This window comes from Dactylosporangium sp. NPDC049525, assembly GCF_040676755.1.
GTDB lineage: Bacteria > Actinomycetota > Actinomycetes > Mycobacteriales > Micromonosporaceae > Dactylosporangium.
This window is the reverse complement of the sequence record NZ_JBFAPO010000011.1, coordinates 154,813-172,841: the sequence shown is the minus strand read 5'-3', so window position 1 is coordinate 172,841 and position 18,029 is coordinate 154,813. Positions and strand designations below refer to the sequence as shown.

Sequence of the window (18,029 nt, the reverse complement as noted above, 5' to 3'; positions counted from 1 at the left end):
CGGACGGGTCGGTCAGGAGGCGGTGAAGTCGCGGAGGAGTGCGGCAAGGCGGGACGGCTGGTCCAGTGGGATCAGGGTGGCGCTGTCCGGCACCTCGACCAGGTGACCCTGCGGCAGGAGCTCGGCCAGGCGGCGGCCGTGGGCGGGTGGCATGACGCGGTCGCCGGCCGCCCAGATCACCAGGGCCGAGCGGTCGAACGTGGGCAGGGCCTGGGCGGCGCGGACCAGCAGGTCGCGGTCGGCGAAGGCGGCGCGCAGGACCCGGACCGTGTCCGAGGCGATCCCCGGCACGTCCAGGACGGGACGGATCCAGCGGGCGGTGGTGGCGTCCCCGCGTTTCGTCAGCCACCCGAACGCGAGCGGCAGCCGGCGCATGGGACGCAGGCGCATCTGCTGCATGAAGAGGCGGAAGGCAGCAGGCGGGAGTTTGGCGGTGAGGGCGAGCGTGCGGCCGGTCAGGCCCGGTGGGAGGTTGTCGAACGCCTCGCACGAGATCAGCGCCAGGCGGGAGACGCGCGCGGCGGTGTCGGGGTCGGCGGCGATGAGCTGGGCGATCGCGCCGCCGGTGTCGTTGCCGACGAGCGTGACGTCGTGCAGGTCGAGGCGCTCGATCAGCTCGGCGACCAGGCGGGCGACGCCGGGCAGGGACAGGTCGGCGGCGGCGTGGACGGGGTGGCGGTGGGCGCCGAGCGGCAGGGTCGGGACCACGCAGCGGCGGCCGGTGAGGTCTGGCAGGACCGCGTCCCAGAGGGAGCCGTCCATCAGCAGCCCGTGCAGGAGCAGCACGACGGGTCCGGGGCCGCCGGTGTCCTGGTAGTCGATGGTTCCCGCGGACAGTTCGATGCCGGCCATGCAGCAAGTGAACCACATGGTTCACATTGCCACTAGAGGTCGGCGGCCTCCTCCCGTTCCAGGGCACGCAGCAGCGCGGTGAAGCCCGCCTCCACCTGCGCTGGGTCCGCGCCGATGACCCGGTTGAGCAGCAGGCCGCGCAGCGTGGCGAGGACCAGCTCGGCCACCTCGCGGCGGCGGCGGTCCGACCACTGCGGCGGGCACAGGGCGAGCAGCGGCGGCAGGTACTGCTCCGTCGCCTCGCGGCCGAACTTCGAATACCGGGCCGGGTCGTACATCGCCAGACCCGTCGACTGCTCCAGCACCCGGTGCCCGGATCGCGGGTCGACCAGCACCGGCCACAGCGCCTCGATGCGGGCCGCGAGGGTGCCCCGGCCGGGCTGCAGCGCCGCGGCGGCCATGCTGTTGTCGATGCGGCGGGCGCGCAGCTGGTCGACCGCCTGCACGAGCAGGTCGTCGACGCCGTCGAAGTAGTACAGCAGCACCTTGTGGGTGGTGCCGGCGGCGCGGGCGGCCCGTCGCAGCGAGAAGTCGACCAGGCCGTGCTCCGCCAGGTCCTCGGTGACCAGGTCCAGCAGGGCCCGCCGCCGGGCCTCGCCGCGGGCCGAGCCGGCCGAGCGCCGGTACCCCTTGCCGTCCGTCTCCATCCGTGAAGCATCCCAGCGCGTCAGTTCAGCGGCAGCACGCGGGCGACCCGGATCGACGTGGCGGTGCCGCCGGCCGCGGCGTAGGCGGCGCTGCCGTCCGGGTACGCCTTGAACGCCTGGTACGCGTGGTCCTTCACGTCGATCGTGAAGGTGCCGCCGACCGCCTTTGCCGCGCCGGTGTCGTACACCTGCGCGGTCATCGACGAGCCTGACTCCCACGCCAGCAGCATCCGGCTCGTCCCGTAGGCGACCAGGTGCGGATGCGCCGTCTTCGCTCCGGTGGTGACGCGCGTGTCGGCGGCGCCGGTCGTGAAGTGCTCGAGGCGGGCCGTGCCGCCCTGGCTCCACGCGGTCCAGTAGCCCTTCGGCTGCGCGAGGACCAGGTCGCCGCCGAACAGGGTGCCGTCGCAGTTACCGGCGGCCACGGTGCGGTACGGGTTCGGCTGCGCGATGCGGCACGCGTTGTCGGTGGCGCAGACCATCGCAAAGTGTTTGACCCGCGGGTCCCAGGCGATGCGCGTCGTCCAGCTGTGACTGCAGCCGACCTCGAAGCTGTCGTGGCCGGGCAGCAGCGCCCCGTTCGGCCCGACGACCTGCATCCGGTCGCCCTCGTGGATGTCGACGCACGCGCCGTTGCGAACGGTGATGGCGACGCCGAAGTACGCCGCGTAGTTGGTGCCGTCGAACGCGAGCCGGCCGTGGTGCTGATACCACCAGACGAACCGGGCGCCGTCGTCGTAGCCGGTGCGGGCGCCGGTCAAGTTCGTCACCTGCCGCTCCCACACCTGCTGGCCGGCATTGTCGAACCGGATCATGTGCATGGTGTTGCACGGGCTGGACGAGCCGCCGCACAGCGTGCCGCCGCCGCAGGAGCCCTTGCGGGTGAGCAGCAGGACGCCGCCGGTGGCGTCGGCCTGCACGTCCTGCAGGTCGATGCCGGTGAAGCTGGTCGGGGTGCCGACGAGCTTGTCGTCGCAGCCGAGCCGGCCGAGGTGGACGCGGCCGTCGGTGCCCAGCCATGCCAGCCACGAGCCGCCGTCGGGGCGCGCCGCGATCGCCATCGGCAGCGGGTCGGTGTCGCCCTCGCGGCCGTAGCCGGTGCCGCGCACGCCGGTGGCGACCTCCGTGACCTGCACGGCCGGCTTGGCGCCGGCGGGCCGGGCGCACGCGCCGGCGGTGGCCGGGGACGCCGGCGCCGAGGCGGGCGCGGACCCGGAAGGGCCCACGCCCGCGACGCCCGATGGCGTGCCGTCGGCGGGCTGGCCCGCCTGCTGCGCGCGGGCCTGCGGCGTGCCGTCGTCCCCGCCGCCCCCCGTCACGAAGTAGACCGTCGCGGCGAGTGCGACGGCGGCCGCCGTACCGGCGAAAACACCGACGATCAGGCGGCGCCGTGCGTTCGGGTCCATGGTGGGTCACACATCCATGCGTCGAGGGGGTTGCCGGGGAGGAGTCAACCGCCCGAAATCCTTTTCGGCAACCGATGTGACGGCGCATGGAGAACTCTTCACGGAGACGAAAGACTCCGCAAAGACATCGTCACAGCGGCGGGTCCTCGCCGACGAGCCCGTCGACGGCCTCGCGCAGCAGATCGGCGTGCCCGACGTGCCGGGCGTACTCGTCGTGCAGGTCGACCAGGAGCCGCCGCAGGTTCGGCGCCTCGCCGTCGTCGAACTTGCGGTACTTCGCCGGCTGGTCCAGCCCGCCGTCGGCGAGCGCCGCCGCCATCGCGGCCCGGGAGTGCTCCACCGCGCCCTGCCACAGACCGTAGAGGTACTCGGGCGTGTCATCGGCGGCGCTGCGCCACTGCCAGTCCACGTCGGTCCTCGCCTCGGGGGCGTCCAGCGGCGGGCCGGGCGCCTCGCCGGTGTAGTCGATCGTGTGCAGCTCCTCCACCAGCGCCATGTGCTTGAGCAGGCCGGCGAGCGTCAGCGTCGACGGCGGCTGCGGGCGGCGCAGCCCCGCCGCGTCCAGGCCGCCGGTCTTCCAGGCGAACTGGGCCCGGGATCGTTCGAGGGCGAACAGCAGCATCTCCACCTCGCCGGCGGTGGCAGACGGCTCGTGCAAGAAGGTCATGGCGGTCACGATAAGGTCGGTTCCGGACGTTTCGCGTCCGGAACTGCGGAGGGACAGCTGTGGAAACCGGCACCGGTCCGGCCGCCCGGGCCCTGCTCGCGCTGGAGGTCATCCAGGCGAGCCCGGGCATCACCGCGGACCGGCTCGCCGCCAAGCTCGGCGTGTCGGAGCGGGCCGCGCGGCGCTCCGTCGGTGTGCTGCGCGACGCCGGCATCCCGATCGAGTCGGTCCGCGGGCCCTATGGCGGCTACCGCGTCGGGCGCGGCCTGCGGCTGCCGCCGCTGACGTTCACCGCGGCCGAGGCGCTCGGCCTGGTCATGGCGGTCCTCGACGGGCACCACGACGCGAGCGACCCGGCGAGCCCGGTCGGCGCGGCGCTGGGCAAGATCGTGCGGGCGCTGCCGGAGCAGGTCGCCGCGCAGGCCGACGCGGTGCGGCGGGCGACCGCACCGGCACCCGACCGTGCCGCCGCGCGCCCCGACCCTCAGGTCACCGCCACGCTCGTGGGGGCCTGCGCCGACCTGCGGCGCCTGCGGATGTGGTACCGCGGCGAATCCGGCAACCAGTGGGACACCGAGGTCGACCCGTGGGCGGTCGTCGTGCGCCACGGCCGGTGGTATCTGGTGTGCTGGTCGCATGGGTCGCGCGGGCGCCGGGCCTACCGGATCGACCGCGTCCGGCGGGTGGAGGTGCTCGACGCCGGATTCGACCGGCCGGCGCCGTTCGACCCGGTCGAGGTCCTCGAGGAGCATCTCGCGGTCGGCTGGGAGTACACCGCCGAGGTCATCATCGACGCGCCGTTGGACACGGTGGCCCGGTGCGTACCCCGGACGCTGGGAAAACTCGAAGCACTCGACGCGGGCACGTGCCGCCTCGTCGGCTCGACCGGCAACCCGTGGTGGTATGCCGAGCAGCTCGCGGCGCTCCCGGCCGCGTTCCGGATCGTCGGAGGTCCGGAGCTGCGCCACACGACAGGGGTGGTGGGGCAACGTCTCGTGGACGCCGCCACGAATGATCAGGAATCGAGAAGCACGGGTCAGGTCGCTGCCACTAGCGTGGACGGCGTTGCCGTGCAGAGGGGGACACGATGAACCACGAGTTGATCCGGGTGCGGGGTGCGCGCGTCAACAACCTCAAGGACGTCAGCATCGAGATCCCGAAGCGCCAGCTGACGGTCTTCACCGGCGTGTCCGGCTCCGGCAAGAGCTCGCTGGTGTTCGGCACGATCGCCGCGGAGTCGCAGCGGCTGATCAACGAGACCTACAGCACCTTCGTGCAGGGGTTCATGCCGACGCTCGCCCGGCCCGACGTCGACGTCCTCGAGGGGCTGACCACCGCGATCATCGTGGACCAGCAGCGGATGGGCGCCGACCCGCGCTCCACCGTCGGCACCGCCACCGATGCGAACGCGATGCTGCGCATCCTGTTCAGCCGGCTCGGCCAGCCGCACATCGGCTCACCGCAGGCGTTCTCCTTCAACGTCGCCTCGATCAGTGGCGCCGGCGCCGTCACCGTGAAACGGGCCGGTCAGACCATCAAGGAGCGGCGCAGCTTCAGCATCACCGGCGGCATGTGCCCGCGCTGCGAGGGTCGCGGCAAGGTCAATGACATTGATCTGTCGCAGTTGTACGACGACAGCAAGTCGCTGAGTGAGGGCGCTCTCACGATTCCCGGCTACAGCATGGAGGGCTGGTTCGGGCGCATCTTCAGCGGCAGCGGCTACTTCGACATGGACAAGCCGATCCGCAAGTACACCAAGAAGGAGCTGCACGACCTGCTGCACCGGGAGCCGACGAAGATCAAGGTCGACGGCATCAACCTGACGTACGAGGGCCTGATCCCGAAGATCCAGAAGTCGATGCTGTCCAAGGACGTCGACGCGCTGCAGTCGCACGTCCGCGCGTTCGTGGAGCGGGCCGTGGTGTTCGCGGTCTGCCCCGAGTGCGGCGGCACCCGGCTCAGCGAGGAAGCCCGCTCGTCGAAGATCGACGGCAGGAACATCGCCGACGCCTGCTCGATGCAGATCACCGACCTGGCCGAGTGGGTCGGTGGCCTCTCGCTCAGCGAGCCGTCGGTCGCGCCGCTGCTCGCGGCGCTGCGGCACACCCTGGACTCGTTCGTGGAGATCGGCCTGGGGTACCTGTCGCTGGACCGGCCCTCGGGCACGCTGTCCGGCGGTGAGTCGCAGCGGGTCAAGATGATCCGCCACCTCGGCTCGCCGCTGACCGACGTCACGTACGTGTTCGACGAGCCGACCATCGGCCTGCACCCGCACGACATCCAGCGGATGAACGAGCTGCTGGTGCGGCTGCGGGACAAGGGCAACACGGTGCTCGTGGTGGAGCACAAGCCGGAGGCCATCGCAATCGCCGACCACGTCGTCGACCTCGGCCCCGGCGCCGGCACCGACGGCGGCACCATCTGCTTCGAGGGCACCCTGGACGGGCTGCGCGCCAGCGACACCGTCACCGGCCGCCACCTCGACGACCGGGCCTCCTTGAAGAAGACCGTGCGGAAGCCCACTGGGGCCCTGCAGATCCGCGGCGCGAACGCGCACAACCTGCACGACGTCGACGTCGACGTCCCGCTCGGGGTGCTGTGCGTGGTCACCGGCGTGGCGGGCTCCGGGAAGAGTTCCCTGGTGCACGGTTCGATTCCCGCCTCTGAAAACGTGGTCTCGGTCGACCAGGGCCCGATCCGGGGGTCGCGGCGCAGCAGCCCGGCGACGTACACGGGGCTGCTCGAGCCGATCCGCAAGGCGTTCGCGAAGGCCAACGGCGTGAAACCGGCGCTGTTCAGCTTCAACTCCGAGGGCGCCTGCCCGAACTGCAACGGCAACGGCGTCATCTACACCGACCTGGTGGTGATGGCGGGCGTGGCAACCGTGTGCGAGGTGTGCGAGGGCAAGCGGTTCGAGGCGTCCGTGCTGGAGCACCACCTGGGCGGCCGGGACATCAGCGAGGTCCTGGCGATGCCGGTGAGCTCGGCGCTGCCGTTCTTCGGCCCCGGCTCCGAGGCGCACACCCCGGCGGCGCACGCCATCCTCGGGCGGCTCGCCGACGTCGGGCTCGGGTATCTCAGCCTCGGCCAGCCCTTGACGACGCTGTCCGGCGGTGAGCGGCAGCGGCTGAAACTGGCGACCCACATGGCCGACAAGGGCGGCGTGTACGTCCTGGACGAGCCGACCGCGGGCCTGCACCTCGCGGACGTCGAGCACCTGCTCGGGCTGCTCGACCGGCTGGTCGACGCGGGGAAGTCCGTCATCGTCGTCGAGCACCACCAGGCGGTCATGGCACACGCCGACTGGATCATCGACCTCGGCCCGGGCGCCGGGCACGACGGCGGGCGGGTCGTGTTCGCCGGCACACCCGCCGATCTTGTCGCGGCGAAGTCGACGCTGACCGGGTCGCACCTCGCGGCGTACGTCGGCGGCTGATCTTGCCGGCTGATTTTTGTCGGTGCCCGTCACTACAGTGGCGGGCATGGACGACGAGGACCTGCTGGTGTTCCCGCCCACGTGGCGCAAGGTGTTCATCCCGCGCCGCGGCGGAGCGCCCGGGCCCACGCTGAAGCACGACAAGGCCCGGGGCGCCGAGCTGCTCACGTCGGCGCTGCCGTCCGTCGAGGCCCGGCTGGCCCACCCCGACAGCGACCCCGGGATCGTCGCGGCGGCGCGGGCCTGCCTCGACGATCCGGCGACGACCCCCGCCGCCGGCGCCGGCGCCGTCGCCGCACTTGTCTCCTATCACCTCGGCTGGGACCAGCCGGCGCGGCTGGCCAGGCTCGCCGACCTCTGGATCGCCACGCGCGGGGTCGTGTTCGCCGCCGAGGCCGTCGCGTCGGCGGTCGGCCTGGACGGCGGCGGATACATGAACAACGGCCGGTCCGTGCCACCGCGTGTCGTGTGGCGCGAGCTGGCCGGCTGGGCCTATTTCCCGCACTGGGTCGCGCTTGCCGGGCGGGTGCGCGCCGCGCTCGCGGTCGCCTCCGACGACGAGCACGCCTCGGCCGTTGCCGTGCTGCAGGCCCACCGGGCGCGCTCGCCGCAGCACCGGGCAGCGACGTCGTTCCTGGTGCCCGGGCAGCGGTCATGGGTCGACGAGGACTGCGCGGCCCTGGCGGGGCGCACCGACCCGTATCTGGGCAAGGTGCTGTGGTGCGCGGCCAGCACCCACGAGCACCTGGAGCAGCTTGCGCCGGCCGCGCGGGGGTTGCTCGCCCAGGACCCAGAGGCCCTTGCGACCGTCATCGACGGCGCCGGCACGGCCGTCGTGCCGCACGTGGCCGCGTTGCTCGACTCCGGCCACCTCCGCACCGACGGCCAGCAGCGCCTCGTCGGCACCCTCGCCCACCTGCCGACCGACGCGGCGTTCGCCGTGCTGCTCGACCACCTCGACGCCAAGCAGGCGCCCCTCGCGGCGATCGACGCCGCCCGCCGGTTCCCGCGGCGGGCGCTGCGGCTGCTCGCCGTCGATGACCGGGCGGTCACCCGCGACATGCTGCGGGTCCACGTGCTCGCCAACCGGGACGTGGCGGCGGCGGAGCTCGCGTCGCTGCCCGCGGCCGCGCGGCAGCGGGTGGAGGCGGTCCTGGCGGACCCGAGCGCCGTGCCGGAGGCGCCACCGTCGGCGCTGCCTGAGGTGCTCGTGACGCCGCCGTGGACGGTGCGCCGCGCACCGGCGGCGCCAGTGGTCATCGCCCTCACCTGCACCGAGGCGCCGGTCATCCGCTGGGCGCCGGGCGAGCGCGACACCTGGGCAGCGATGCGGGCCTGGCCCGCGGACTGGTGGGACCTGGAGACGTCGATCGAGACGGCCGCGGAGCAATACCGGGCCGGTGACCTGCAGGGCCACCACGAGGTCACGCTCATGACGACCGGCCCCGACGAGCTGATCGGACCGCTGCTGCCGGGCTGGCGGCCGAAGCGGGTCTGGGACGGCCCGCAGTGGTTCCCGCAGCTCGTTGCCTGCTATGAGCTCGCCGCGCTGCCGACCGCCCTGCACCTCGCCGCGGCGCGGCCGGCCGACTGCACGGAGCTGCTGCTGCCGTTCGCCGCACCCGAGGTCGCCACACACATGGCCGCGACCCTGATCCGGCTGAAGTCGCTGCGCGGTCTCGTCATGGCATGGTTCGACCGGCACGCGAGCGACGCGGCCCTGGCGCTGACCCCGGCGGCACTGGGCCCGGCCGGCCCCGACCGGCGCGCGGCGGAGGAGTCGCTGCGGCTGATCGCGGTCCGGCACCGCGCCGAGGTCCTCGCCGCCGGCACCGCGTATGGGCCCGCGGCGGCCGCCGCGCTGGAGACGCTGCTGGGCCGCAGTGCGCTGCACACGCTGCCGGCGAAGATCCCGGGCCTGCCGGCGTGGGCCGACCCGAGCCTGCTGCCGCGGATCCTGCTCAAGGACCGCTCCGCCGCTCTCGGCGACGACGCGGCCCGGCACCTGTGCACCATGCTGGCCATCTCCCGGCCGGGCGAGGTGTATGCCGGCGTGCCCATGGTCGTGGATCTGGTCGACCGGCGCTCGCTGGCCGAGTTCGCATGGGCAATGTTCATGCGCTGGCAGGCGGTCGGCGCGCCGCCGAAGGAGCCGTGGCCGCTGCACGCGCTGCAGTGGCTCGGCGACGACGACACCGTGCGGCGGCTGTCCCCGGTGATCCGCGCCTGGCCCGGCGAGGGCGGCCACGCCAAGGCCGTCATCGGTCTCGACGTCCTCGCCGGGATCGGCTCCGACCTTGCGCTGACGCACCTGAGCGGCATCGCCCAGAAGGCGAAGTTCAAGGGGCTCAAGGAGCGGGCGACGGAGAAGGTCGCCGAGGTCGCCGCAAACCTGGGCCTGACCGCCGAGCAGCTCGCCGACCGTCTCGTCCCCGACCTCGGCCTGGACGCCACCGGTTCGCTGCGCCTGGACTACGGTCCGCGGCAGTTCGTGGTCGGCTTCGACGAGCAGCTCAAGCCGTTTGTGACGGACGGCGCCGGCGCCCGCCGCAAGGACCTGCCGAAGCCGGGCGCCCGCGACGACCAGGAGCTCGCGACGGCGGCCTATCAGCGGTTCAGCGGTTTGAAGAAGGACGTGCGGACGATCGCCGCGGACCAGATCCAGCGCCTGGAGACGGCGATGGTCACCCAGCGCCGTTGGACGGCGTCGTCGTTCCACGCCCACCTGGTGACGCACCCGCTGCTGGGTCACATCGTGCGTCGCCTGGTGTGGACCGCCCACGTCGATGAGACGGCACCCGTCGCGTTCCGGGTCGCGGAGGACGGCACCTGCGCCGACGCGGCGGACGACGCCTACGAGCTGCCGGCCGGCGCCACGGTCGGCGTCGCCCACCCGCGGCTGCTCGGCGAGGAGCTGAGCGGGTGGGCGGCGGTGTTCGCCGACTACGAGATCCTCCAACCGTTCGCCCAGCTGGGCCGGTCGGTGCACGACCTGACCGCGGACGAGCGGGCGTCGACCGAGCTCGCCAGGTTCGCCGGTCGCAAGGTGCCCACGACGACGCTGCTCGGGCTGGAGCGTCGCGGCTGGCAGCGCGGCACGCCACAGGACGCCGGTGTCCAGGGCTGGATCTGGCGCGCGACCCCCACCGGCCGCGCCGTCGTCATCGACCTCAACCCCGGCATCCCGATCGGCGCCCACGCCTACGCTCCCGAGCAGGAGATCACCACCGTCTGGCTCAGCGACCGGCCCGGCGGCGACTGGCGGCCGCGGCACCTCACCCGGACGTTCGCCGACCTCGACGACGTGACCACCTCGGAGGTGCTCCGCGACCTGACCGACGTCCTCGGCTCCTGACCATCAGCGCGTCCGCGGCGTGACAGGATGGTGTGCGCCCAGGCATGTTCGTGGGATTGCCACTCCCCTGTCCCGCACCGAGGACGTCGTGGAGTTTCGACACGCCACATATCGGCCCGCACCGCGATGGCATCGCCTTCGCCGGCGCGTCCGGCTGTTCCGCAGCGTGCACCTCAACCTGATCGGCTGGGCGGCGATCGCGGTGCTGTGCCTGGCCGGCGCGGGCGTCGGGTATGCCGGTTGCCGGCTCGGCGGGGCACCGGTGGCGCCAGGCATTGTCGGAGGTGCCCTGGCGGTGCTGGCCGGGCTGGTCATTGTCGATCGCCGCCGGTGGGCCCGGCTGACCTCAACCCCGTCGGGCCGATCAGAAGGGTGAGGCTATCCGGTCTTCAACGGCCCGGCGACCTTGTACGTGGTGAAGACGATGCCGGACGGCGTTGCCTGCGTGCTCACGAGCTCGAAGGCGCGTGGCGGAGTTCCGCCCGCGAAGAACGGCTTCCCCGTGCCCAGCAGGACCGGGTTGACGGCCAGCGCCACCTCGTCCGCGAGCCCGTGCTCGAGCAGCGTCGAGGTCAGCGTGGAGCTGCCCGAGAGGATGAGGACCGGGCCGTCCTGCGCCTTGATGCGGCGGACGCCTTCGACGAGGTCCGGTCCGAGGCCCTCGACCGGGCCCCATGCAAGGCTCTCCGGGCGGTGGGTCGCGACGAACTTCGTCGCCGCGTTGAGGCGGTCCGCCATCGGACTGCTCGGCGCCTTCGGCCAGAAGGTCGACCAGAGATCGTAGGTGCGGCGGCCCAGCAGCAGGTCGAAGCGCTCGCCGTGCGCGGCGAGCGTCGCGGCGCGGCCCTCGGGAGTCCGATAGGGCGCGGACCATTCGCTGTAAGGGAAGTCGTCGTCATCGGCGGAGTGCTGGATCACGCCGTCGAGCGAGATGTGTTCGATGATTTTGAGCTTTCGCATGTGTGTCTCCGTGTTCTGGGGTTGGTGGCCGGCCCGTGCTCAGCGTGCGGCGGGGTCGGCCAGCACCGTGTCGAGTTGGGGTATCGCGGCGCGCAGGCCTTCTTCCATGGCCGACGCCACGTGCTCCATGGCCTCAACGCTCGGAAACTGCGTGACGACGGTGACGCGCGATCCCGTCGGCGTGGCCTCGAAGGTGAACCTCATCGACGACGGCATGTTCTGGTCATCGACGTTGTCGTCGCCGTCGTCCGCCTCGAACGAGCTGATGGGATGCACCGCGGTGAACTTCCAGGAGCCGCTCCATTTCTCGCCGTTCGGCCCGGTCAGGAAGTACTCGGCGCGACCCCCGACCTTCAGCTCGTGACGCGTGAAGGTGGCGGGCATGGAGGGCGGTCCCCAGAAGCGCTCGAGCTGGCGCGGGTCGGCAAAGGCTTCCCAGAGGCGTTGCTGCGGCACGGGATAGTCACCCACGACGGTGAGGGTGAGCTTGGCGGCGTCCTTGGTGACCGAGGTCAGCGGCATGATCAGGTTTCTTTCGGTTGAAGAACGTCGTCGAGCTGCGCCATGCGCTGGCGCCAGATGGATTCGAAGTGGTCGAGGAGCTCGCCGGCGCGCTGGAGCCGCGCGTAGTTGGTGGAGACCAGCTGCTCGCGGCCGTTCGGACGCTTCTGGATGAGACCCGCGCGCTCGAGCACGGCGACGTGCTTCTGCACGGCGGCGAAGCTCATCTCGTAGCGCGCGGCGAGATCGGACACCGACGGCGTTTCCGTGAGCGACCGCGCCAAGATGTCGCGGCGCGTGCCATCGGCGAGGGCACGGAAGAGCTGGTTGAGCGACTCTTCACTCTCCGCTTGAAGTACAACCATGTGGTTGTACGTTAGCCTTGCCGGATCACCTCCGCAAGGGCGGACCGACGGGTCGAACGGTTCACAGCTGGACGACGCGGCCCACACGGGGTGCGGTGCGGCCGGCGAGGACGTCGAGCCAGGCGTCGCACAGCCCTTCCGGGCCGTGGCCGGGTTCGACGTCGACCCAGGCGGTGACGGCCTCGGCGAAGCGGTGCCAGGCGGCGCTGAAGCGGCGGTCGAGGCCGTCGCGGCCCCAGTCGGCGGTGCGTTTGCGCATCTGGGTCGGGGCGAAGAACACCTCGCCGGCGGCGCCGGCGTTCGGGACCTGGCTGGTGAGGCCGACCGCCACGTCGCGCACGAGCCGGTCGCCGAGGTGTTCGCGGACCGCGGCCCTGGTGCCGGGGGCGCCGGACAGGTCGAGGTAGGCGGTGGGCACCGGGTCGAGGGTGGTGATGGCGTCGTACGGCAGGACCTGGTCGTAGCAGCCGAGGGACTCGGTGAAGGCGACGTTGCCCGGTGACGTCAGCCCGATCACGCGCGGGCCGCGGCCCCGCAGCTCGAACGCGGCGGCGTAGGCGGTCTTGCTCGACGCCGAGGACAGCAGCAGCTGCGCCGCGCCGTAGCAGTCGTGGTCGAGGAACTGGTCGGCCAGCATGAACGAGGTGAAGAACAGCGGGCGGAACAGGATCAGCAGGTCTTCCTGGTCGGCGCGGTACGCCGCGTCGCCGGTGGTCAGCCGGTAGGCGTTGTACGGCGACGGCAGCTCGGCGCGATGCGGTGCCCCGTCGCGGAAGCCGGTGTCGTCGACCCGCACCGGCCGCACCATCAGGTGGCTGGCGGGCGGCAGGTAGCCGTAGACGCGCTGTCCCGCCTCGACCCCCGGTACCGTGGAGGCCGCCACCTCGGCAAAACCCCACAGCGGCACCAGTCCCAGGTCGACGGTGAGGCCGCGGGGCGAGGGCGGGAAGAACTCCCAGTAGCGCATCGCCTCGCCGAGCACGGCGTAGGTGACGTTGTTGGCGGTCATGCCGACGCGGTCCACGCGCAGCAGCGCCGCACCGTCGGCGAGGTCGGGCACCGGCCCCTCGACGATGGTGGTCTGTGCGAGGTCGGCGCGGGCGACGGCGAAGGTCCAGGCGGCGGGCATGGCGCGAGGCTAGGCAGCGCGCGGGCGCCGGGCAATGCCGGGCCGGGTGACATCGGTCATCGCCGGCTCCCCCGTGGCCCGCTGCGGCAATCGATGTCCGCCCTGGTGGAGGGCGTGACCGCGGTGCGGCGCACCCGGCCGGCGGTGAGGCCGACCCCACGCCGAGCGCGGAGCCGGCCTCGCCACCACCGGGGAGCGGCGGTGGTGGTTACACGAAGCGCCAGAGGTGGTCGTTGGTGCCGTTGTCGTCCCAGATGAGCGCCTGCGCGCCCTGGGCGGTGGAGGCGCCGCTGATGCCGAGGACGCGCCCGCCGTTGGCCGACTGGATGCGGAAGTAGCCGTTCGAGCCGTACCGCAGCCGCCAGCGCCGGTCGGCCGACGAGGTGTCGGCGAGCTGGACGGCGCGGGTGCCGTTGGCGGTGCCCGCGTTCTCCACGCCGAGGACCAGGCCGCTGTTGGTGTTGCGCAGCCGCAGGTAGCCGCCGGTGTCCACGACGGCGGTCCACAGGTGGTCGGCGGTGCCGGTGTCGCCCCACTGCAGGACCAGGCCGCCGCTGGCGGTGGACATGTCCTGCACGCCCAGGACCAGGCCGCTGCCGAGGTTCAGGATGCGGCGCGCGCCGTTGGGCACGAGGCGCCACAGGTTGTCGGCGGTGCCGTCGTCGGGCGCCTGGACGGCCTGCGCGCCGTTGCCGGTCGAGTTGCCCTGGATGGCGAGGAGCTTGCCGCTGTTCACGTTGCGGAGCTTGTGGCTGCCGTCGCCGTTGTCGACGAGGGTCCAGCGGTGGTCGGCGGTGCCGTTGTCGGTCCATTGCAGCACGACCGCGTTGTCGGCGGTGGACATGTTGGTCACGCCGAGGACCTTGCCGCTGTTGAGGTTGCGCAGCCGCACCGCGGTGCCGTCGACGACCAGCTCCCAGTTGTGGTCGGCGGTGCCGTTGTCGGTCCACTGCACCGCCAGGCCGCCGTCGGCGGTGGACATGTTCTGCACGCCGAGGACCAGGCCGCTGGCGGCGTTGACGAGCCGGTAGTTGGCCACGCCGGAGCCGCCGCCCTGCCCGTTCGCGCTCCAGTAGACGGTGTAGTTGTAGCCGTGCGCGTCCTGGAACGGGTTGAGCGCGACCGTCGCGCCGTTGGCGGTGGCGGTGAAGGCGAGCGACGTGGTGCCGGTGCGGGTGACCGAGGAGGTGGTCAGTGCCGGCAGCGCGGACAGGGCGGTGTTGCCGTAGTTGCCGGCGAGGACGACTGGGCCGTAGGTGACGGCGACGACGTTGGCGTTGTCGTTGGCCGCGCGGACCGCGACCTGCATGGGCAGCCGGACGGTGACGGTGTCGCCGGAGGTCCACGACCGGGTCAGGGTCGCGTAGGTCCCGGGTGTGGTCGCGATGCTCTGCGCGGTGCCGTTGACGCTGACGGTCGCCCCGGTGGCCCAGGCGGGGATGCGGATGCGCATCGACCAGGAGCCGCTGACGCTGCCGGTGACCTGCAGCGTCGTGGTGTCGCTGGCCGGGTAGGTGGTGGTCTGGGTGACCGTGATCCCGCGCTGGGACCAGGTCAGCACCGACGGCACGAACAGGTTCACGGTCAGTGTGGTGCCGTTGAAGAAGTAGATGGACTCCATGAGTTTGGTGTTGGTCTCCACGCCGGTGCCCTGGCAGCACCAGAAGCTGTCGTAGTCGGTGCTCCAGGTGCCGCCGCCCCAGGCCGGGCCGACGCCGCGGCGGCCGCCGGCCTTCAGCGGCGTGAAGTAGGTGATGTGGCCGTGGCTGTCGGCCGGGTTCTGCGCGCCGATGAGATGGTTGAGCAGCGCCCGCTCGTAGAAGTCGAAGTAGGCCGCGTTGCTCGGGTTCAGCAGCCACAGCTCGCGCGTAAGTTTCAGCATGTTGTAGGTGTTGCACTGCTCGCACGTGTCGTTGGTGAGGTACGCGGCGATCGCGTTGGGCCCGCGGAAGTGCTCGGCCTGGCTGTTGCCGCCGATGACATATGTGTGCGCAGCGGTGGTGATGTTCCAGGCGTTGGTGGCAATGTCGCGGTAGCGGGTGGTGCCGGTCGCCTTGTACTCGCGGGCCGCGCCGATCCACTTCGGCACCTGGGTGTTCGCGTGCAGCCCGTTGAGCTGGTCCGAGTTGGACGCCAGGGGGTTGAACACGGCGGCGTGGTCGAAGCGCTGGGCGGCGGTGAGCCAGCGGCCGTCGCCGGTCTGCTGGTAGAGGTCGGTGAGGACCGCGTTCATGCCGCCGAACTCGACGTTGAGGACGGTCTGCTGCTGGCCGGAGCTGAGCCGGCCGGTGCGCCAGTCGACCCAGCCGGCGAGGGCGAGCAGCACGTCGCGGGCCTGGGTGCTGCCGATGAGCCGCCACACGTCGAGGAGCCCGGCGAGCGTCTTGTGGATGCAGTACCAGGGGACGTTGCCGTTGCTCAGCGTGCCGGCTTCCAGGGCGGTGAAGTCGGACTCCGGGAAGCCGGACAGGTAGCCGGCGGTGAACCCGGCGGTGCCGTTGTTGGCCTGGCAGGCGGCCATCCCGGCGACCATGGCGGTGGCCTTGTCGCGGCACGTGGTGTCGCCGAGCACCGCGTACGCCTGGGCCCACGCGGTCAGCAGGTGACCCTGCATGTGGGTGCGGAACGGGAAGTTCGGCGCGTCCCAGCCGCCGGTCGCGGCGGCGCCGTTCGTGGACAGCCGGTGGTTGGCCCGGAAGTTGTAGAGGAGCCGGTTGACGTCGACGAACCGCAGGTATGCCAGGGTCCGGTTCTGGTTGTCCAGGAAGCGACCGGAGGTCAGCTGCACCTGGCCGAGGTCGAACGCGTAGGCCGAGACGCCGATGTCGGCGCGCACCGGGGCCACGACGGCGCCCGCGGTCGCGTCGCCGAGCAGGGGCGCCGCGGCGGAGGCGGCCGCGACGACGCCGGTGGTCTGCAGCAGCCGGCGGCGGCTGACGCTGGGATGAGCCATGGGGGTGTGATCCTCTCGAGCCGAGACAACGAGGTCATGTGAACGCTCACATGGCGGGTTGGCGGTGGTGATCGCTTCGGTACGGCGGATTCGGAGCGATCGGCGTTAGCGCTCACATATCGACGCCGAGCGTGCCAGAGTCGCCCGGACAGTTCAAGGGAAACTACGATTGCAGTTCCTGGAACTACCATCGTAGTATCGGTGGCATGGCGAACCGACGCGAGGATCTGCTCGACGCGGCGATCGCAGTGCTCGGCGAGCGCGGCATCCACGCGCTCACGCACCGGGCCGTCGACGCCGCGGCCGGGCTGCCGTCCGGCTCGACCTCCAACCACTTCCGCACCCGCGACGCGCTGCTCGACGCGGTGGTGGAGCGCTTCGCCGCCCGGGAGCGCGCCAACTGGGAGGACCTCGCGGCGCGGATGGCACCGACCAACCCACGGGAGCTCGCGCAGACCCTCACCGTCTTCGCGCAGGAGGCGACCGGCGTGCAGCGCACCCTGACGCTGGCCCGCTACGCGATCCTCATCCAGGCGGGCATCCAGCCGGCGCTGCGCGCCCAGCTCCTGCGCACCGGCGGCCGCGTCAACGCCTATTTCTTCAACTGGCTGCGCACCGCGGGCTCCGCCGACCCCGGGCACGACGCGCCGATCATCATGAACCACTGGACCGGTCTGGTCCTGCACCAGCTCGCCGTGCCGGACCCGGCGTTCGACCCGTCCGAGCAGATCGCGGCACTCGTCACCACCGTCATCCGTCCCCGCGCAGCGGAGGTTCTGGCAGCATGGACCACGACCAGATCTGGCACGCCATCGACACCCAGCGCACCGGCCTGACCGCGCTGCTGGAGACCCTGTCCGACGAGCAGTGGCGCCGGCCGTCGCTGTGCGAGGGGTGGACGGTGCGCGACGTGGCGGCGCACCTGACCCAGCAGCAGCTCGGGCCCGCCGCCGCGCTCGGCATGATGCGGCACTGGCGGGGCAGCCTCGAGCGCACCGTCCAGCACGCCGCCTGCCGCCGCGCCGCCGAGCTCAGCACGGCACAGATCGTCGCCGAGATCCGCGGTTCCGTCGGATCCCGGCGGCACAACGTCGGCGTCACCTACCTGGAGACGCTCACCGACATTCTCGTGCACAGCCAGGACATCGCGGTGCCGCTCGGCCGCCCCTTCGACCTGCCACCCGATGCCGCCGCGGTCGCGGCCACGCGGATGCTGTCGATGCGGTGGCCACCGCCGCTGCCGTCGGCCAAGCGCCTGGCCGGCTTCCGGCTGGCCGCCACGGACACGACCTGGTCGCACGGTGCGGGGCCCGAGGTCCTGGCCCCGATGGGTGCGCTGCTCCTGCTGGTGTGCGGGCGGCTGGCGGCGCTGCCGCAGCTGTCCGGCGACGGCGCCGCGGACCTGGCCGCCCGCCTGTCCGCCCCGGCGCCCGCGTAGGCACCGGGTAGCCGCCCGCGCGGCGCGGCCTCAGAGCAGGCCGGCCGCGCGGGCCCGTCGCACCGCGTCGCCGCGCCGGGAGACCTCCAGGGTGCGCAGGATGACCCGGACGTGCGCGCGGACCGCGTGCGCGGTCAGGTGCATCGCCGCGGCGATCTGCCCGGTCGGTGTCCGCGTCGCCAGGTGCCGCAACACCTCCAGCTCGCAGTTGGTCATCAGGGGCATCGCGCACCCCGGCTCGAACGCCGACAACTGGTGCGCGTCCGTCACGGCATCCCCCTATGCTCGGCAGGAACGACGGCGGTCGGCTCCCCGGCCCG

Annotated in this window: 16 protein-coding genes; 6 read left to right on the top strand and 10 right to left on the bottom strand. The window is 72.3% G+C overall.

Annotated elements, in window-relative coordinates; all coding sequences use genetic code 11:
• Positions 1-12 precede the first annotated feature (12 nt).
• The 4 genes from AB0K00_RS18915 to AB0K00_RS18900 all read right to left on the bottom strand — a co-directional run bounded on the left by AB0K00_RS18915 (position 13) and on the right by AB0K00_RS18900 (position 3,572).
• Positions 13-852, bottom strand: a complete 840-nt coding sequence (locus tag AB0K00_RS18915) for an alpha/beta hydrolase (protein ID WP_363522375.1) — start codon at positions 850-852, stop codon at positions 13-15.
• A 32-nt stretch (positions 853-884) separates the two neighbouring features.
• A complete protein-coding gene (locus AB0K00_RS18910; protein ID WP_363522373.1) occupies positions 885-1,499 on the bottom strand; it encodes a hypothetical protein in 615 nt (204 codons plus the stop codon).
• 20 nt (positions 1,500-1,519) lie between these two features.
• Positions 1,520-2,905 (bottom strand): hypothetical protein, encoded by a 1,386-nt coding sequence (locus AB0K00_RS18905; protein ID WP_363522372.1) that lies wholly within the window; start codon positions 2,903-2,905, stop codon positions 1,520-1,522.
• 130 nt (positions 2,906-3,035) lie between these two features.
• A complete protein-coding gene (locus AB0K00_RS18900) occupies positions 3,036-3,572 on the bottom strand; it encodes a DUF664 domain-containing protein (RefSeq protein WP_363522370.1) in 537 nt (178 codons plus the stop codon).
• A gap of 59 nt (positions 3,573-3,631) precedes the next feature.
• On the opposite strand from AB0K00_RS18900, the gene AB0K00_RS18895 reads away from it, so the two are divergent.
• From AB0K00_RS18895 to AB0K00_RS18880, 4 genes are all read left to right on the top strand, one after another.
• On the top strand, positions 3,632-4,663 hold the full coding sequence (locus AB0K00_RS18895) for a WYL domain-containing protein (RefSeq protein WP_363522369.1): 1,032 nt from the start codon (positions 3,632-3,634) through the stop codon (positions 4,661-4,663).
• Complete coding sequence (locus AB0K00_RS18890; protein ID WP_363522367.1) at positions 4,660-7,008, top strand: excinuclease ABC subunit UvrA; 2,349 nt, start codon at positions 4,660-4,662, stop codon at positions 7,006-7,008. The genes AB0K00_RS18895 and AB0K00_RS18890 overlap by 4 nt, the downstream gene beginning before the upstream one ends.
• A gap of 46 nt (positions 7,009-7,054) precedes the next feature.
• Positions 7,055-10,363 carry a DUF4132 domain-containing protein gene (locus AB0K00_RS18885; RefSeq protein WP_363522365.1) on the top strand — a complete coding sequence of 1,103 codons (3,309 nt, stop codon included), beginning with the start codon at positions 7,055-7,057 and terminating at the stop codon, positions 10,361-10,363.
• 166 nt (positions 10,364-10,529) lie between these two features.
• A complete protein-coding gene (locus AB0K00_RS18880) occupies positions 10,530-10,739 on the top strand; it encodes a hypothetical protein (RefSeq protein WP_363522363.1) in 210 nt (69 codons plus the stop codon).
• Positions 10,740-10,741: 2 nt separating this feature from the next.
• Here the strand turns inward: AB0K00_RS18880 and AB0K00_RS18875 are convergent, their stop codons facing one another.
• The 5 genes from AB0K00_RS18875 to AB0K00_RS18855 form a co-directional block, all read right to left on the bottom strand.
• The gene (locus tag AB0K00_RS18875) at positions 10,742-11,323 is read right to left on the bottom strand and encodes a dihydrofolate reductase family protein (RefSeq protein WP_363522362.1); all 582 of its coding nucleotides are present in this window, start codon (positions 11,321-11,323) and stop codon (positions 10,742-10,744) included.
• A 39-nt stretch (positions 11,324-11,362) separates the two neighbouring features.
• Positions 11,363-11,845, bottom strand: a complete 483-nt coding sequence (locus tag AB0K00_RS18870; protein WP_363522361.1) for an SRPBCC domain-containing protein — start codon at positions 11,843-11,845, stop codon at positions 11,363-11,365.
• A 2-nt stretch (positions 11,846-11,847) separates the two neighbouring features.
• The gene (locus tag AB0K00_RS18865; RefSeq protein WP_363522360.1) at positions 11,848-12,189 is read right to left on the bottom strand and encodes a metalloregulator ArsR/SmtB family transcription factor; all 342 of its coding nucleotides are present in this window, start codon (positions 12,187-12,189) and stop codon (positions 11,848-11,850) included.
• Between the two features lie 61 nt (positions 12,190-12,250).
• On the bottom strand, positions 12,251-13,318 hold the full coding sequence (locus tag AB0K00_RS18860) for a DUF2855 family protein (RefSeq protein ID WP_363522359.1): 1,068 nt from the start codon (positions 13,316-13,318) through the stop codon (positions 12,251-12,253).
• Between the two features lie 208 nt (positions 13,319-13,526).
• A complete protein-coding gene (locus tag AB0K00_RS18855; RefSeq protein WP_363522358.1) occupies positions 13,527-16,271 on the bottom strand; it encodes a beta-L-arabinofuranosidase domain-containing protein in 2,745 nt (914 codons plus the stop codon).
• Between the two features lie 206 nt (positions 16,272-16,477).
• Here AB0K00_RS18855 and AB0K00_RS18850 point away from each other — a divergent pair, with 206 nt between their 5' ends.
• Together AB0K00_RS18850 and AB0K00_RS18845 are read left to right on the top strand one after the other, a co-directional pair.
• Complete coding sequence (locus AB0K00_RS18850; protein WP_363522356.1) at positions 16,478-17,107, top strand: TetR/AcrR family transcriptional regulator; 630 nt, start codon at positions 16,478-16,480, stop codon at positions 17,105-17,107.
• Positions 17,056-17,709, top strand: coding sequence for a maleylpyruvate isomerase family mycothiol-dependent enzyme (locus AB0K00_RS18845; protein WP_363522354.1), 654 nt, complete (start codon positions 17,056-17,058; stop codon positions 17,707-17,709). The genes AB0K00_RS18850 and AB0K00_RS18845 overlap by 52 nt, the downstream gene beginning before the upstream one ends.
• A 30-nt stretch (positions 17,710-17,739) precedes the next feature.
• On the opposite strand, the gene AB0K00_RS18840 is transcribed toward AB0K00_RS18845, so the two are convergent.
• Positions 17,740-17,979, bottom strand: coding sequence for a LuxR C-terminal-related transcriptional regulator (locus tag AB0K00_RS18840; protein ID WP_363522352.1), 240 nt, complete (start codon positions 17,977-17,979; stop codon positions 17,740-17,742).
• Positions 17,980-18,029 lie beyond the last annotated feature (50 nt).

Bases quoted from the DNA above. Each gene is read 5' to 3' on its own strand.
- AB0K00_RS18915 (WP_363522375.1), bottom strand. From the start codon at position 852: ATGGCCGGCATCGAACTGTCCGCGGGAACCATCGACTACCAGGACACC.
- AB0K00_RS18910 (WP_363522373.1), bottom strand. From the start codon at position 1,499: ATGGAGACGGACGGCAAGGGGTACCGGCGCTCGGCCGGCTCGGCCCGC.
- AB0K00_RS18905 (WP_363522372.1), bottom strand. From the start codon at position 2,905: ATGGACCCGAACGCACGGCGCCGCCTGATCGTCGGTGTTTTCGCCGGT.
- AB0K00_RS18900 (WP_363522370.1), bottom strand. From the start codon at position 3,572: ATGACCTTCTTGCACGAGCCGTCTGCCACCGCCGGCGAGGTGGAGATG.
- AB0K00_RS18890 (WP_363522367.1), top strand. From the start codon at position 4,660: ATGAACCACGAGTTGATCCGGGTGCGGGGTGCGCGCGTCAACAACCTC.
- AB0K00_RS18885 (WP_363522365.1), top strand. From the start codon at position 7,055: ATGGACGACGAGGACCTGCTGGTGTTCCCGCCCACGTGGCGCAAGGTG.
- AB0K00_RS18875 (WP_363522362.1), bottom strand. From the start codon at position 11,323: ATGCGAAAGCTCAAAATCATCGAACACATCTCGCTCGACGGCGTGATC.
- AB0K00_RS18870 (WP_363522361.1), bottom strand. From the start codon at position 11,845: ATGCCGCTGACCTCGGTCACCAAGGACGCCGCCAAGCTCACCCTCACC.
- AB0K00_RS18865 (WP_363522360.1), bottom strand. From the start codon at position 12,189: ATGGTTGTACTTCAAGCGGAGAGTGAAGAGTCGCTCAACCAGCTCTTC.
- AB0K00_RS18860 (WP_363522359.1), bottom strand. From the start codon at position 13,318: ATGCCCGCCGCCTGGACCTTCGCCGTCGCCCGCGCCGACCTCGCACAG.
- AB0K00_RS18855 (WP_363522358.1), bottom strand. From the start codon at position 16,271: ATGGCTCATCCCAGCGTCAGCCGCCGCCGGCTGCTGCAGACCACCGGC.
- AB0K00_RS18850 (WP_363522356.1), top strand. From the start codon at position 16,478: ATGGCGAACCGACGCGAGGATCTGCTCGACGCGGCGATCGCAGTGCTC.
- AB0K00_RS18845 (WP_363522354.1), top strand. From the start codon at position 17,056: ATGGACCACGACCAGATCTGGCACGCCATCGACACCCAGCGCACCGGC.